The 15,500-nt window shown below is 47.9% G+C and carries 11 protein-coding genes and 2 pseudogenes; 3 read left to right on the top strand and 10 right to left on the bottom strand.

Annotation, left to right across the window (positions count from 1 at the left end; all coding sequences use genetic code 11):
- Nucleotides 1-58: 58 nt before the first annotated feature.
- Nucleotides 59-262, bottom strand: a complete 204-nt coding sequence (locus P3L47_RS16350) for a hypothetical protein (protein WP_032538122.1) — start codon at nucleotides 260-262, stop codon at nucleotides 59-61.
- A 421-nt stretch (nucleotides 263-683) separates the two neighbouring features.
- On the opposite strand from P3L47_RS16350, the gene mobA reads away from it, so the two are divergent.
- Genes mobA through mobC form a run of 3 tightly spaced genes read left to right on the top strand, consistent with a single transcriptional unit; the run spans nucleotide 684 to nucleotide 4,378 of the window.
- Entirely contained in the window at nucleotides 684-1,112 is a 429-nt protein-coding gene (gene mobA / locus P3L47_RS16345) for a conjugal transfer protein MobA (RefSeq protein WP_005809224.1), read from the top strand.
- Complete coding sequence (mobB, locus tag P3L47_RS16340) at nucleotides 1,091-2,338, top strand: conjugal transfer protein MobB (protein WP_032543188.1); 1,248 nt, start codon at nucleotides 1,091-1,093, stop codon at nucleotides 2,336-2,338. Before mobA ends, mobB begins: the two co-directional genes overlap by 22 nt.
- Nucleotides 2,339-2,368: 30 nt before the next feature.
- A complete protein-coding gene (mobC, locus tag P3L47_RS16335) occupies nucleotides 2,369-4,378 on the top strand; it encodes a conjugal transfer protein MobC (RefSeq protein WP_032543187.1) in 2,010 nt (669 codons plus the stop codon).
- Nucleotides 4,379-4,459: 81 nt separating this feature from the next.
- Here the strand turns inward: mobC and P3L47_RS16330 are convergent, their stop codons facing one another.
- The 9 genes and pseudogenes from P3L47_RS16330 to tet(Q) all read right to left on the bottom strand — a co-directional run bounded on the left by P3L47_RS16330 (nucleotide 4,460) and on the right by tet(Q) (nucleotide 15,202).
- Entirely contained in the window at nucleotides 4,460-5,065 is a 606-nt protein-coding gene (locus tag P3L47_RS16330) for an RteC domain-containing protein (RefSeq protein ID WP_032543186.1), read from the bottom strand.
- A gap of 238 nt (nucleotides 5,066-5,303) precedes the next feature.
- Nucleotides 5,304-5,723: a dihydrofolate reductase family protein gene (locus P3L47_RS16325; RefSeq protein WP_277781479.1), complete on the bottom strand. Its 420-nt coding sequence runs from the start codon at nucleotides 5,721-5,723 to the stop codon at nucleotides 5,304-5,306.
- 301 nt (nucleotides 5,724-6,024) lie between these two features.
- A complete protein-coding gene (locus tag P3L47_RS16320) occupies nucleotides 6,025-6,276 on the bottom strand; it encodes an efflux RND transporter periplasmic adaptor subunit (RefSeq protein ID WP_005809234.1) in 252 nt (83 codons plus the stop codon).
- A complete protein-coding gene (locus P3L47_RS16315) occupies nucleotides 6,276-7,319 on the bottom strand; it encodes an ABC transporter permease (RefSeq protein ID WP_005809236.1) in 1,044 nt (347 codons plus the stop codon). The genes P3L47_RS16320 and P3L47_RS16315 overlap by 1 nt, the downstream gene beginning before the upstream one ends.
- Nucleotides 7,320-7,321: 2 nt before the next feature.
- Nucleotides 7,322-7,549: pseudogene (locus P3L47_RS16310) on the bottom strand (hypothetical protein); the annotation flags it as partial.
- Between the two features lie 121 nt (nucleotides 7,550-7,670).
- Nucleotides 7,671-9,029 carry an efflux transporter outer membrane subunit gene (locus tag P3L47_RS16305; protein WP_005809240.1) on the bottom strand — a complete coding sequence of 453 codons (1,359 nt, stop codon included), beginning with the start codon at nucleotides 9,027-9,029 and terminating at the stop codon, nucleotides 7,671-7,673.
- Nucleotides 9,030-12,143, bottom strand: a complete 3,114-nt coding sequence (locus P3L47_RS16300; protein WP_005809243.1) for an efflux RND transporter permease subunit — start codon at nucleotides 12,141-12,143, stop codon at nucleotides 9,030-9,032.
- Nucleotides 12,140-13,261 carry an efflux RND transporter periplasmic adaptor subunit gene (locus tag P3L47_RS16295; RefSeq protein ID WP_005809248.1) on the bottom strand — a complete coding sequence of 374 codons (1,122 nt, stop codon included), beginning with the start codon at nucleotides 13,259-13,261 and terminating at the stop codon, nucleotides 12,140-12,142. The genes P3L47_RS16300 and P3L47_RS16295 overlap by 4 nt, the downstream gene beginning before the upstream one ends.
- A pseudogene (gene tet(Q), locus P3L47_RS16290) lies at nucleotides 13,258-15,202 on the bottom strand (tetracycline resistance ribosomal protection protein Tet(Q)). The gene P3L47_RS16295 and the pseudogene tet(Q) overlap by 4 nt, the downstream one beginning before the upstream one ends.
- Between the last annotated feature and the right edge of the window lie 298 nt (nucleotides 15,203-15,500).

Genomic DNA, 15,500 nt, shown 5'->3' with positions numbered 1-15,500 from the left:
AATTGTTTTCCTGTTCCTGTACGGAAGCGGTGACATACATATCCGCGTCCGTGAATCATTATCCGGGCGGTCCGTCACGTATCCGCTTCAATGGCGAAGCCGGGATTCGGATAACCGGTGAATGACGGCATTGCGTCATGAAGTCATTGAATCCGTGAATCACCACGTCACTGGAAAACCGGGTATCCGACGGTTCGGATATTCGGTTTGGCAAATATCCGCCGAAGCGGTTTGCCGGGTATCTGAAAGTTCCTTTTTCCATATCTTCAAATCGTTCGTTTCTTGAATCATGCTGCAAATAAACAAGGATATTTTTGAATCTGTATCACTTCTCCGGCAAGTGGCAGCACGTTGCGCCGGTTGGCACTGATTGTCCGGGTCAAGCCTCTGTCCGATACCGCGTTAAGGGCGTAACTTTGCACCCGAACGGCAGGGTTCGCCGCAGGTGGCGCAGCCCGGGGTTTGAAAGGCATTCCCCCAATCCGTCCCCGACGGATTTTTATGTTCACCTGAACATAGCAAGGTATGTTTTCAGCCGCTCAAAATATTTTGAGCAGCCACGAAAACGCCTTGCCCTTGCAGGGGGGCGGGCTTACCCTCCGAAGTCGGGAAGCCTCTCAAACCTGCGGTGCTGTGCCTCGAAGCGGCGGCTTATGCCGTCAAACCGCTAAATCCAAAGTAATATGAGTGAAAAAAGAAGAAACAAAGGCGGGAGAAATCCCAAACTCGATCCGGCGGTGTTCCGCTACACCGTCCGTTTCAGCGAGGAGGAACACAACCGTTTCCTCTCCATGTTCGAGAAGTCGGGCGTTTACGCCAAGTCGGTCTTCCTGAAAGCGCACTTCTTCGGGCAGCCGTTCAAAGTGCTGAAAGTGGACAAGACGCTGGTGGATTACTACACCAAACTGTCCGATTTTCATGCGCAGTTCCGCGCGATAGGCACGAACTACAACCAAGTCGTGAAGGAACTGAGGCTGCATTTTTCCGAGAAAAAGGCGATGGCGTTGCTCTACAAGCTGGAGCAACAGACCGTCGAACTCGTGAAACTGAGCCGCCGGATTGTGGAACTTTCAAGAGAGATGCAGGAAAAATGGTCGCAAAAATCAGTGTAGGAAACTCGTTGTACGGCGCACTTGCCTACAACGGGGAAAAGATCAACGAGGCGAAAGGGCGGCTTCTGACAACCAACCGCATCTACAATGACGGTTCGGGGACGGTGGATATCCACCGGGCTATGGAGGACTTTCTCGCTCTGATGCCCGTGCGGTCGAAGGTGAAGAAACCGGTGGTGCATATCTCGCTCAATCCGCATCCCGACGATATTTTGACGGACACAGAACTTCAGGACATCGCACGGGAGTATCTGGAGAAGATGGGGTTCGGCAACCAGCCGTATCTCGTTTTCAAGCATGAGGACATCGACCGCCACCATCTGCATATTGTGACGGTCAGGGTGGACGAGGAAGGCAGGAGCATAGACACCCGGAATAACTTTTACCGGAGCAAGCAGATAACACGCGAACTGGAACGGAAATACGGGCTGCACGACGCGGAACGCAAGAACCGCCGTCTTGATACGCCGCTGCGCAAAGTGGACGCTTCTGCGGGCGACGTGAAGAAGCAGGCGGGGAATCTGATTAGAGAACTGAACCGCAGATACAAGTTTCAGACGATGGGCGAATACCGCGCCCTTCTTTCCTTATATAATATGACGGTGGAGGAAGCGCATGGCAATGTGCGCGGACGTGAGTATCACGGGCTGGTCTATTCCGTCACGGACGATAAGGGTAACAAGGTCGGTAATCCTTTCAAGTCCTCACTGTTCGGGAAGTCCGTCGGCTATGAAGCCGTACAGAAGAAGTTTGCCCGTTCCAAGCAGGAGATTAAGGACAGGAAACTTGCTGACATGACGAAACGCACCGTCTTTTCCGTGCTGGAAGGCACGTATGACAAGGAGAAGTTTGTTGCCACGCTCAAAAGGAAGGGCATCGACACCGTGCTACGCTACACGGAGGAAGGGCGCATCTATGGAGCCACGTTCATCGACCACCGCACGGGCTGCGTGTTAAACGGCTCACGCATGGGCAAGGAACTTTCTGCCAACGCCTTGCAGGAACACTTCACGCTGCCTTATGCCGGACAGCCGCCGATTCCGCTCTCCGTTCCGGTGGAGGAACTGGAGAACAGGCAAGGATATTCCGGAGGGGAATACGAAAGCCATTCCAGCGGCATGAACCTGTTTGCCCCCGAAGGTCCGGCAGTGGACGCTGAAGAGGAAGCCTTCATCCGGGCGATGAAGCGCAAAAAGAAGAAAAAACGCAAGGGCTTGGGTATGTAATCAGAGTATCAACAATTAAAAAATCAATGTATGTCACAACAAGAAGACGATTTGAGGGCATTGGCGAAAATCATGGATTTTCTGCGTGCCGTGAGTATCATTTTAGTGGTCATGAACGTGTACTGGTTCTGCTACGAAGCCATCCGGCTGTGGGGCGTGAACATCGGCGTGGTGGACAAAATCCTTCTGAACTTCGACCGCACGGCGGGGCTGTTCCATTCCATTCTCTACACGAAGCTGTTTTCCGTCCTTTTGCTTGCCTTGTCCTGTCTGGGTACGAAGGGTGTCAAGGGTGAGAAAATCACTTGGGGGAGAATCTGGACAGCATTTGCCGTCGGGTTCGTGCTGTTTTTCCTGAACTGGTGGTTGCTGCCCCTGCCGCTGCCGCTTGAAGCGGTGACGGGACTGTATGTCCTTACCATTGGAACGGGCTATGTCTGCCTGTTGATGGGTGGTCTGTGGATGAGCCGCCTGTTGAAGCACAACCTCATGGACGATGTATTCAACAACGAGAACGAGAGTTTCATGCAGGAAACACGGCTCATAGAAAGTGAGTATTCGGTCAATCTGCCGACACGTTTCTATTACAGGAAACGCTGGAACAACGGTTGGATCAATGTAGTTAATCCCTTCCGTGCGTCCATCGTGTTGGGTACGCCGGGCAGCGGCAAGTCCTATGCCGTGGTAAACAATTTTATCAAGCAACAGATTGAAAAGGGCTTTAGTCAATACATCTACGATTTCAAGTATCCCGACCTATCTACTATTGCCTACAACCATTTGCTGAACCACCCGGACGGCTACAAGGTAAAGCCGAAGTTCTATGTGATCAACTTCGACGACCCGCGACGCTCTCATCGGTGCAATCCCATTCACCCGGATTTCATGGAGGATATTACAGACGCTTACGAGAGTGCGTACACGATTATGCTCAATCTCAATAAAACGTGGGTGCAGAAGCAGGGTGACTTCTTCGTGGAATCACCTATTATCTTGTTTGCCAGTATTATATGGTATCTCAAAATCTATAAGGGTGGTAAGTATTGCACGTTTCCCCATGCCATTGAGTTCCTGAACCGCCGTTACGAGGATATTTTCCCGATTCTTTCTTCATATCCCGAACTTGAAAACTACCTCTCACCATTCATGGATGCTTGGCTCGGTGGGGCGGCTGAGCAGCTTCAAGGGCAGATAGCATCGGCGAAAATTCCGCTCTCGCGCATGATTTCCCCGCAACTCTATTGGGTAATGTCGGACAGCGAGTTTACGCTGGATATCAACAATCCCGAAGAGCCGAAAATCCTGTGCGTGGGTAACAATCCCGACCGTCAGAATATTTATGGTGCGGCTCTCGGTCTGTATAACTCCCGTATCGTAAAGCTCATCAACAAGAAGGGGATGCTGAAGTCGTCGGTCATTATAGATGAACTACCGACGATATATTTCAAGGGGCTGGACAACCTTATTGCCACCGCACGAAGCAACAAGGTTGCCGTGTGTCTGGGCTTTCAGGATTTCAGCCAGTTGGTGCGCGACTATGGCGATAAGGAAGCTAAAGTCGTGATGAACACCGTCGGTAATATCTTCTCCGGGCAGGTGGTGGGTGAAACCGCCAAGACGCTATCCGAACGCTTCGGAAAGGTCTTGCAGAAACGGCAGTCCATTTCCATCAACCGGCAGGACGTTTCCACCTCTATCAATACGCAGATGGACGCGCTTATCCCGCCCAGCAAGATTTCCGGCTTGACGCAGGGAATGTTTGTCGGTTCTGTGTCCGATAACTTCAACGAGCGCATTGAACAGAAGATTTTTCACTGCGAGATTGTCGTGGATGCAGAGAAGGTGAAACGCGAGGAAAAAGCCTACAAGAAGATACCCGTCATTACCGACTTCACGGACGAGGATGGCAACGACCACATGAAGGAAACGGTGCAGGCGAATTACAGGCGCATCAAGGAGGAAGTCAAGCAGATTGTTCAGGAGGAACTGGAGCGGATTGCCAACGACGACAATCTGAAACACCTGTTACAGCAGAAATAACCGGGCTGACGTGAGGCAATGAAAGCGGGCGGAACAAAGTATCAAACTTGCTCCGCCCGTTATTCTTTAGGGATTCTTAGTCTATCTTCTCATACGCTCCATCTCTTCGTCACGGAGCATCTTCTCGTTCAGTTTTTCCTGCATTTTGTCAAGGAAGTAGGTGCGGCTTTCGTTCTTCCGGCGTTTGATATCAGTGTAGAAGCGGTAGCAGTCTTTAGAATCAACCCCGAATATCTTATAGAGAAGTGGGGCGAGCTGTTTGAGCGGCATATTGCCGTTGTTGATGCAGCCCATCACGTCTATGCCGTAGATAAGTTCCACGAGGTCGATGGCATTGCCCGTCCATTGAAGAAGGCTGGCGGTGGTTTCTGTTGCGTTGTTGGCGGATATTAGTGGTGGCACTTGGGGCGTGGCAAGGAATTTCTGCATCTTTCTTACGAAAGACAGAGCCTTGCTGACGTAGGCGGCAATCTCTCTTTTTTCTTCTGACAGATTACGTACGGGATGGTGCTGCAACTCGATTTCGATGTAGGCAAGCGCGATGACGGTAAGGTTCATGTCCATGCCGCCGTTGCACAGTTCGATCACTTGGGTGGCGAAAGCCGTGTATGCCGTTTCCATATTGCAGTCGCCGGCTTCGTTTATCAGGCGGAAAAAGTCGGTTTCCGCCAGCAAGAAATAATTCATGGTTCTGTCAATTTTGAAAATTACACTTTGTTTTCTGCGTGCGCACATGAATATAATTGGCAAAAAACGCGGCAGAAAATAAAAAATCCAACACTCAATTTTACAAAGTGCTGGATTTCAGAGGTATAAAATTCAGTATTTTTTCACAAGGACAAATTATCTCCGACTTAAATTGTTTGTAATCGGAACATTTATTCTATTCCTGAAAATAGAAATGTATGCTTGCCGCACATTTTGGCTATCTTGCTTTTTTATCAAGGATATAGATAATGCGACATACACCGTTGGGATAGCTTTTCAAAGAGGAAAGCGTCCAGTGTTGCTCGCAGAGCCGACTTAAAAAATGTCGTCCGCTTCCGGATATGAAAGGAACGGTGTATAGTATGATTTCATCCACAGCGTGCATCCGCAGCAGTCCGTTTATATAGTCTGCCGTGTCCGGTGTGGCTTCCGCGAGGTAACGGATGTTTGTGCAGTCTTTTCTCCATTCGTGCAGCATTGAAATGGAATAGTCCGGTGTCACACGGTAAAAGGCTTTCTTCCTGATTTCATCAAGACCGCAACGGTCAAGGCACAAATCCTGATGTGCTTTATCATATAACTCTGAAGAAAGACATCCGTCCATCGTCAGTACGGCGAGAATCTGAACTTTACCCATAATCGTTTCCTTTCGTTAGGCAAGGGTAAAAAAGTAGCGTGCAATTCACACTACCTTCAAGCGATGGCTCTGGTAAAGCCTTTACGGAGAGTACGTGAATGCACGCTATGCGTAAGCATAGCATAAGCATCACGCAATCGTCTCCGTAGTTCCAATTTACCAGATTTTCGCTTGAAACGCCTTGCGGTCTTATCCTATATGTTGGCGGCGAAAAGCTCCTGCCAATCGCCGTTTTTCTCAAATGTTATGCAAAGATAGCCAAATTCAGTGAATTACGGGCTATGATTGCTTGAATTTATATTTAATCTCCTATGCGCACTTTATCTCCTATCGAAACATTAATCTTGTCCAGGACTCCCGATATCTGCGATTTTATTTCGATCTCCTTCATCGGAAAAACATTGCCGGATATGTTTATTTCCTCTTTGATCTCGCGATATTGTGGTTGTGTAGTTTCGTAAATTGCCTTTGTACCTCTTAGCGAAGAACGAAAAGCAACAAATGCCAGTGTGGCGGAAAAGATGCAAATTAATATAATCTTAAATGTCTTCATTATCCTATATTTTCGTTTCTAATGGCGTCAATGGGTTGTATAACAGATGCTTTCATAGCCGGAAATGCTCCGGCAATGACACCGGACAAAATCAAGATAACCAAAGCGAGAACAGCTACATTTATATCTATTTCTGCATGCTTTATCATTGTCGCGTGACGGGCGCTTTCGAGCAACCAATTTATAATCTCAAGAATAGCTGCACCTGATATCAATCCGATGATACCGGAGATTACAGTTATGATGACAGATTCCGTCAGCATTAACACAAGAATGGATTTAGGAGTTGCTCCTACAGCCTTACGGATGCCTATTTCGCTACTCCTTTCTTTGATCACGACAAACATGATGTTGCTTACTCCAACAATACCACTTATCAGAAAACAAATTCCTACGATCCAGATAAACATTTTCAATCCATCAAAGAGTCCCTCAAAAGCAGATGTTTGTGTCTCAAAATTGATTATCTGTAAGGCTTGCTTATCAGAATAAGCAAATTGGTATTTATTAGCGATGAAGGCTCTCAGCTCATTCTCAAATCGCTTGGAATCAACTTCTTTGTTCAGATATAAACAGAAAGCGCGCAATGGAGTCTTATTGTCAATACAGTTTATGTAACTTGAGAAGGGCACATATACCGAATTGATTTCCGAAGCGCTGAAAATATCATCATTCTTTAGTACGCCTATCACCTTAAAATCAATACCGGCAATGTTGATCGACTTACCCAACGCTTTTTGATTATTAAATAAGGTCGTACTGACATTTTCGCCGATAATGGTAACATTACGGGTATTCTCGTCATCTCCTTTATTAAAATATCGTCCATCTTCGTTGATTTTAAGTATCTTAATTCCCATATAGTTTTCATTGATTCCTATAATCTTAAAAAGTCCGCTTTTAGCTTTATTCATCACTTGCGAATAAGGTCCTGTTATTTCAGGCGAAATAGCTTTTATCCCCGGGAACTGTTTCTTTATGCGGTTAAGAAAATGCAAATCGAAATGCAATTGTTCCCCTTCTCTGATATTCTTATACTTCACCCAGAATCCTCATCATTCCATACCATGACGGATTCACCATAAGTTACTAACGTGGTCACATAGCGGTGTGTGGTATTGATATTGTGCTGGGTTTGAAAAATAGCGATTGATTCATTCTCTATTTTCTGTACACGACTACGCTCGTGCAGAACAATAGCGACCATGCTGCCAATGATCGCCATTAAAAGAAAGTATCCTATAAATATTTTATGCTGCAAAAGTATTTTCATTGGCTTGATATTTTACAATCCAAATATTGCTTTCGTACAATATCTACATGCGGCAGAATCACGAAAAATATCCGAGATGAATAACACTAATAATAATTTCAAATTTTTCTATTTATTGCAGTTACATTCCTCCTCCCAACACATGATAAAGTTTGATTACACTTTGTATGCGTTCAAAACGAGTTTGTAGCTGTTGCACTTCCGCTTCGAGAAGAGACTGTTGGGCGGTCAACACTTCCAGATAGGTGGCATTGGAATGACGCATAAGCGATTCTGTCTTTCGCACAGCATCGCATAATGTTTCAACCTGTCGAGCATTGATTTCAATTTGCGATTTTGCCGTCTGCCATGCAGTCAGAGCATCGTTCACTTCTTTTCCAGCGTTCAGCAATGATTGCCGGAACAACAGTTTGGCTTCTTCCTGACGGCTTTTGGCTATCTTCAAGTTGGCGATGTTTGTGCCCCGGTTGAATAAGGGCTGTGTCAGGGAACCGATGGCATTGAGCAACCATTGTCCGGGATTTACGATTACGCCACCGCCGTTATTAGTCCATCCAAGAGTCCCCGAGAGGGTAATATTGGGATAGAAGGCGGCACGAGCCGCATTGGTGGCGTAGAACGCCTGCGCCAGTTCCATTTCAGCCTGACGCACGTCGGGACGGTTGGAAAGCAGTTGCAAAGGGACTCCAATCGAGACAGTATCGGGGAAAGCAGCCTCGGCCAGATTACTTCGTCCAATCGAGTGTGACGGCATGGCAAGTATCGCAGACAGGGCATTTTCTGTTTCGGAAATACTCTTGCGTATGGATAACAGGGATGCTTCGAGTCGCATCACGTTCGCCTTTGCCTGCAATACGCCGGCTTCGTTTGATTTCCCCACTTTTTTCAACGCTTCAAGAGTACGTACGGTAGTCCGCCAGTTCTCCAAAGTCCGGTTACTTATTGCCATTTGTGCGTCAAGCATGGCAAGGGTGTAGTAACTGTCTGCAATAGTGGCGACAAGCTGTGTCTGTACGGCCTGCCGGTAGGCACGGCTTCCTTGTAACGCGGCGGCTGCACCACGCTTTGCCGCCGTAAGTTTGCCGAAGATGTCCAGTTCCCAGCTTGCCGACGCTCCCACATTATATGTCTTTGCCGTTGCTCCGTCATGTTTATTGGCATTACCTTCGGCAGTCAGTCCCAGTGATGGAAGATATGATAGTCTGGCAGTCATCAGGACGGCTTCTGTCGCTTCCACGCGTAACCGTGCCACATTGAGGTCTGTGTTCCGTTCAAGTCCGGTTTCAATCAAGGACTGGAGTTTCGGGTCGGTAAACATTTCCCGCCACGACAGGGACGCGATGGTCGTTGTATCAATGTCCGCCGGTACGTCCCGATACAGATTCTCCGTTGAGAGGTCAGGACGATGATACCGGCTGTATGTGCCACAACCGGCAAACATCCATCCTGACAATATGATATATATTACTGTCTTCTTCATTTAATTATGCTTAACACGTTCTTGAATATATTGGAATACAATAAACAATGACGGCACAAGGAACAACAGAGCCAAAGTACCGACAATCATTCCACCGATTACACCTGTGGCAAGCGAACGGCTGCCGTTGGCACCCACTCCGTGCGCCATCATCAGCGGGACAAGACCGAACACCATGGACAGCACAGTCATCAATATAGGGCGCAGGCGGACTTTTGCCGCACTGTATGCTGCCTGTGCCAGCGTCATGCCTTCCGACCGCCGCTTGCCGGCGTATTCGGTAAGCAGGATGGCGGTCTTGGCAAGCAGGCCGATAATCATGATTAATCCGGTCTGCATGTAGATGTTGTTCTCCAGACCGAAGAGCCACGCAAACAGGAAACTGCCCATTAGTCCGCAAGGCACCGACAACAGAACCGCGAAGGGTATGAACACGCTCTCATACAAGGCGCACAGAATCAGATAGACCAGAACCATGCAGAGCAGGAATATAAGCGTGGCATTGTTGGTCGTCTTGCTTTCCTCACGCGAAATGCCGCCAAACTCGTATGTGTAATTTGACGGAAGCACTTCACGTGCCGTCTCGCCGATGGCTTCGAGCACCTGCCCTGAACTGTAACCCTGCGCCGGCGACCCGCTAATCGAGATGGCGTTGAACAGGTTGAAACGGGTGAGGTCTGACGGGCCGTTGGTCTTGGTCAGGCGCACGAACCGGCTCAAAGGCGACATGCCGCCATCGGAGGCGCGCACATACATGTGGTGCAGGGATTCCGCATTCACACGATATTCCGCCGGAGCCTGCATGGTCACATGGTAGAGCTTGGAGAACCGGTTAAAGTCGGAAACATATTGTCCGGTATAATAGCCCGACAATGTGGAAAGCACATCTGCGGGCGACACACCCGACTGCTCACATTTGGCGGCATCGATATCCACCCAGTATTGCGGATAGTCCGTGGCAAAGGAGGAATAGACTTCGCCGATTTCGGGTCGTTGCGACAAGGCTTCGACAAACTTGTCCGCCTCTTCCTTGAAAGCGGCGATGTTTCCGCCCGCCTTGTCCTGCAAATAAAGCTCGAAACCGTTTCCCATGCCGTACCCGGCAATCATCGGAGGCGACATGGCGAACACCGTGGCATCGGGAATATCTGAAGTGGCGGCATAAATCTTTCCGATGACATCATTCACCGACTGCCCCTCTCCCTTACGATCCTCCCAGTCTTTGAGTGTCACGAAATACATCGCCTGCGAGGGACCGGAACCGCTGAAAGAGAAACCGGCTACCGCACCGCTGTATTCAATCTCGCCGATGCTGTCGAGACGGCTGTTGATACGCTCCATCACCTTACTTGTCTGAGCCATGGATGTGCCGGGCTTCGTGTTCATGCTCACCATGACCGTCCCGGTGTCCTCTTCGGGAATAAGTCCCGTCTTTGTGACATTGACCAGCAGCACCAGCAACCCGAAAGAAATGCCTATGATGCTCCACAACAGCCATCGGCGATGGATAATGAACATCACTCCACGTACATAGCGTCGGCTCAGACTGTCGAAGACGGCATTGAACGCTTTACGGAAACGGGCTGCAAAATTGTTCTTAGTGTTGCCCTGCTCATCGATATAGGGTTTCAGCAGCAGCGCGCAAAGTGCCGGTGAGAGTGTGAAGGCATTGACTGCCGAGATTCCCACGGCAACAGCCATCGTGATACCGAACTGCGTGTAGAACGCTCCCGAAGTCCCGCCCATCATGGCTACGGGGAAAAACACTGCCATAAAGATTATGGTAGAGGTCAGGATAGCCGACGAAACGCCTTTCATGGCATCATCAGCCGCGAGAACTGCTGATTGATAGCCCTCATCGAACTTCGCCTGCACCGCTTCCACCACCACAATGGCATCATCGACCACGGTTCCGATGGCAAGCACAAGCGCGAACAGGGTGAGCAGGTTGATGGAGAATCCAATCATGGACATCACGGCAAATGTGCCGATGATGGAAACGAAGATGGATATGGTAGGGATAAGCGTTGACTTGATGTCCTGCAAGAACACATACACCACCACGATGACCAGAAGTATCGCTTCCAATAAGGTGCGGAGGACAGAGTGGATGGAGGCATACAGGAACTTGTTGGTATCGGTAAGCACCACGAATTCCGTCCCTTCGGGCAAGTCCCGGCTAAGGTCGTCAAGCACTTCGTGAATCTCCTTGATGGTGCTTGATGCATTGGACCCGGCTTTCTGGTTGATGAGCATCATAGCTGCCGGATGCCCGTTCACCTCGGAGGAATAGTTGTAGTATTCATCGCCCAGTTCCACATCGGCAACCTCTTTCAACCGAAGCACATTGCCGCCCGGCAGTGACTTGACGACCAGCTCACCGAACTCTTCCGCTCCGGACAAGCGTCCGCGGTATTTCATCGTGTATTCATTGGCGGTAGGATGATTGGCACCGAAGGAGCCGGTGGCGGCCTCGATGTTCTGTCGTGCAAGTACGGCAGAGATGTCATCGGGGATAAGCCCGTATTGCGCCATCTTGTCGGGACGCAGCCAAAGTCGCATGCTGTAGTTGGAACCGAACAACTGTGCCTTTCCCACGCCGCTGATACGTTTCAGCCTCGGCTCGACATTGATTTTCACGTAATTGCTCAGGAAGGTCTGGTCGAAGCGGTCATCGGGCGAATAGAGCGCGAAAGTCATCAGTTCGGCATTCTGCTGCTTTTCAGTGGTGACACCGGTCTTGGTGGCTTCCGCCGGAAGTTGGCTCAGTGCGCCGTTCACGCGGTTCTGCACGTTTACCGCCGCCATGTCCGCGTTGGTTCCCTGTTTGAAATAGATGTTGATGGAAGCATCTCCCGTATTCGATGCCGTGGAAGTCATATAGGTCATGTCTTCCACTCCGTTGATGGCTTCTTCCAGAGGGGTTATCACTGCCTTCTGCACGGTTTCAGCGTTTGCTCCCGGATAAGTTGCGAATACGTTGATGGTCGGAGGTGCGATGTCGGGGTATTGTTCCACCGGCAAGGAAAACATGGAAATCATGCCCAACAGTACAATCACCACCGAGATAACGCCCGAAAACACCGGGCGGTCTATAAAAAATCGCAGGTTCATTTCGTTTCGTTTTTAGGGGTTATGCTCATGCCTTCTCTCACCAGTCCCACGCCTTCGGCGACAATGGTGTCACCGACCGAAAGACCTTCTTTTACGATAAACCGGTTGCCGTCGTTCAGGCGGTCCACCGTGAGATAGGCGGCTTCCGCCTGTCCGTTTTTCAGACGGTAAGCGATAATCTTGTCCTGCAGTTCCACGGTGGCGGTCATGGGAATGGTTACGGCCTCCGTTTTCGGGTTTTGAAGGATGACATTGCCGATGCTGCCACTCAACAGTTCGCGGTCGGGATTGGGAAACAGGGCTTTGATTTGTACCGTTCCGGTAACAGGATCCACCACGCCGCTTACGGTTTCAATACGTCCTTTCGCCTTGTACAGGCTGCCGTCGTTGAGTTGCAGGCCCACTTCCGGCGTCCCGGCTATCATGCTGTCAATCGAGCCATAGCGAGCCGAATATCGCCGTAGCATATTCTCCGAAATGGAGAAATAGGCATACATCTCCGCATTGTCGGACACGACCGTGAAAGGCTGTGCCATATTGGGACCGACAAGCGCACCGATGCGATAGGGCAATGTGCCTACTACTCCGTTGCTCGGGCTTTTGATTTCCGTATAGGAGAGATTGTTGCGTGCATCCGATTCTTGTGCCTTTGCCTGTTCGAGTTCAGCACACGCCACTGCCAGTTGGTTCCGGGCGAGAGAAAGCTCGTAGTCGGATATGACCTTCTCGTCAAACAATGCCTGCTTGCCCCGCAGCTCGATTCTTGCCGTTTCCACTTTTGCCTGTGCCGCGCTGACATTGGCCTGCGCCGTGCGTAATGCCGCCCGATAGGGCACTTGGTCAATTACAGCCAATACTTGACCGGTCTTCACCCGTTCACCCTCTTTCACTTTCAGACGGATAATGCGCCCGGATATTTGCGGCAGGATGTCCACATCCTGCCGTCCGCGTATGGCGGCGGAATAGGACTCGGAGATTTCCACCGGACTTGCCGCGACCTTTATGACCCGATAACTCTGCACCGCATCCTGCTTGCCGTCCGCCTGCCTGCATCCGGTCGGCAGGAACAGCATGAGAGCAAATGCGGCGAAATTCGTGATAATGAATTGCTTGTTCATATTTTCTTCTTGTTTTGTATTAATTCATAAATTGATTTTTGGAACATGAATAAAAGTTTATCTTTTTCGTTCATGCGGATATTATCAGAATAACCGTCTTTTGTTATTTGATACCCACATGGCTTAACCATAAAAATGCCTAAGCCCTTAGTGTACGAACTTACTTCTGAGGCATAGTCTTTACTTGTATTTAATGGAACTTTCCCTTTAATATGACACCACTCATTATTACAACTGATGTCTTCAATCTCAGACATCAGTTTTTGCAAATCTGTAATAGCTTTGGAACTCGCTACTTGGGGTATCTGCAACTCAAAACAGAGCATCGGTTCGAGAATGTCCACACCTGACTGTTGCAAAGCCAGCCTGAAGACATAAGGGGTCAGCTGTCTGAAATCAGCAGGTGTACTTACCGGGCTATAATACTCGGCTTGAGTAAAAGTTACTTTCAGATCTGTCACTTCCCATCCATGTAAACCCAGTTGGCAAGACATACGAATCCCTTCAAAACGGCATTTTGAAAAGAATGGTTCAGATAACCATAGGAGATGTCACTTTCGATTTGCAACCCTGCCCCTAACGTAAGGGTTCAAGAGTCAGCCCTATTGTGGCCCAGTAAGGGTTGGGTGGTACTTCGATCTGAATAATCTTATTGACCTTTTTTATAGGTCGTTCTTTGTAGATAGTCTTGATCTCATCAAAATGGACCTTTACGGAAAATCGTTCTTCCAGCAATGTCTGTATGATTTCCTTTTGGGTCAAACCATATAACGAGATTTCCAATTCATCACTATATGAGTTTATGGAAAAGGACAAAGACGGGTCTTCAATCCACAATGTATTCAGAGCGGATATCACCTTGCTTCTCTCTTCGGGCTTATTTGGCCGGACGGAGGATTTGAGAGCGGGATGCTGATGAGATAATCCTTGAATCAAACAAGGTTTAGCACCTAAATAATCTCCGATTCGAAAATCTTCTATATCTTCTACAATCGCGATATCATTGGCACCCACTTCATCAACATTTATCTCTCTGCCCTGATAAATAGTCTTTAGATTTTTAATCTTGATGAATTTTTCCGAATCGTTGATTCTTACAATGTCTCGAAGTCTCAGACTTCCGTCAATTATTTTTAGAAAACTTCTTTTATGTCCTTTGGGGTCATGCTCTATCTTATAGAGATAAGCTGAAAGTCTGTTTGAGACTGATTCTGGAGGAAGTATAAAAGAAGAGATGGCGTCCAACAACTCATTGATACCGATATTGAACATTGCTGATCCATGTAGTACCGGATAGACTTTGGCTTTTGCCACAAGATCGATTATCGTATTCCAATAATCAGCCGGTGAAATTTCGCTATCCGCCAAATATCGTTCTAATATATTGTCGTCATGGTTGCATACAAATTCTTTGTATTCTTCCTTTATATATGTTTGGGAGCAAATCGGATAAACCAATCCATCGACAACAGTTTGCATAAACAGGACATCTTGAGACAGATTTGTTTTTATATCCAGATACAAACGCTCTAAATTCACACCGTCACGGTCAATTTTATTGATAAATATAATTGTCGGGATTTGCAGTTTTTGTAAAGTATTGAACAGCAACTTTGTTTGCGCTTGTATGCCTTCCTTTGCGGATAAGATGAGGACTGCTCCATCAAGCATTTTGAATGTCCGCTCCACTTCCGCAATAAAATCCATGTGTCCCGGAGTGTCAATGATATTGCATTTCACTCCATTCCAGATAATAGATGTCGTAGAAGCCCGAACAGTAATTCCTCTACGTTTCTCTATATCCATAGAGTCTGTTATGGTGTCACCATTATCCACACGGCCGCACTTTTCCGTTGCTCCACTGGCAAACAGCAGATTCTCGGTTACGGAAGTTTTTCCTGCATCAATGTGAGCAAGAATTCCTAAATTTATAATATTCATTTGGATTAAGCAATAATATACTACAATAGATGCATTGTCGAAACGCACCTTTTAATACCTCCTCGTAGCATGTGAGAACTACAGGATTACTAACTCGTATTAATATGTATATTATTACTGCCGCATAACGATTGCAAAATTACACAAAAAAAATATATCTAACAAAAGTGGGAGGATTTTTTAACTTTTTTTACCATAGACATTTTATTAGGGAAGCGTAGGTTCAACTGGTAAGTACAAATAAGTAGAAATGTTTGAACAACAACGTTTTAGGAAGTTGAAAAAAATCAAGTTTCTC

It is taken from the genome of Parabacteroides chongii, assembly GCF_029581355.1.
GTDB classification, from domain to species: domain Bacteria; phylum Bacteroidota; class Bacteroidia; order Bacteroidales; family Tannerellaceae; genus Parabacteroides; species Parabacteroides chongii.
Note: the sequence above shows the minus strand (reverse complement) of the source record. Positions and strands in the feature narration are given on the sequence as shown.

Coding starts and splice junctions, on each gene's coding strand:
- P3L47_RS16305 (WP_005809240.1), bottom strand. CDS start 9,029: ATGAAGAAGACAGTAATATATATCATATTGTCAGGATGGATGTTTGCC.
- P3L47_RS16325 (WP_277781479.1), bottom strand. CDS start 5,723: ATGGGTAAAGTTCAGATTCTCGCCGTACTGACGATGGACGGATGTCTT.
- mobB (WP_032543188.1), top strand. CDS start 1,091: ATGGTCGCAAAAATCAGTGTAGGAAACTCGTTGTACGGCGCACTTGCC.
- P3L47_RS16330 (WP_032543186.1), bottom strand. CDS start 5,065: ATGAATTATTTCTTGCTGGCGGAAACCGACTTTTTCCGCCTGATAAAC.
- P3L47_RS16320 (WP_005809234.1), bottom strand. CDS start 6,276: ATGAAGACATTTAAGATTATATTAATTTGCATCTTTTCCGCCACACTG.
- mobA (WP_005809224.1), top strand. CDS start 684: ATGAGTGAAAAAAGAAGAAACAAAGGCGGGAGAAATCCCAAACTCGAT.
- P3L47_RS16350 (WP_032538122.1), bottom strand. CDS start 262: ATGGAAAAAGGAACTTTCAGATACCCGGCAAACCGCTTCGGCGGATAT.
- P3L47_RS16295 (WP_005809248.1), bottom strand. CDS start 13,261: ATGAACAAGCAATTCATTATCACGAATTTCGCCGCATTTGCTCTCATG.
- mobC (WP_032543187.1), top strand. CDS start 2,369: ATGTCACAACAAGAAGACGATTTGAGGGCATTGGCGAAAATCATGGAT.
- P3L47_RS16300 (WP_005809243.1), bottom strand. CDS start 12,143: ATGAACCTGCGATTTTTTATAGACCGCCCGGTGTTTTCGGGCGTTATC.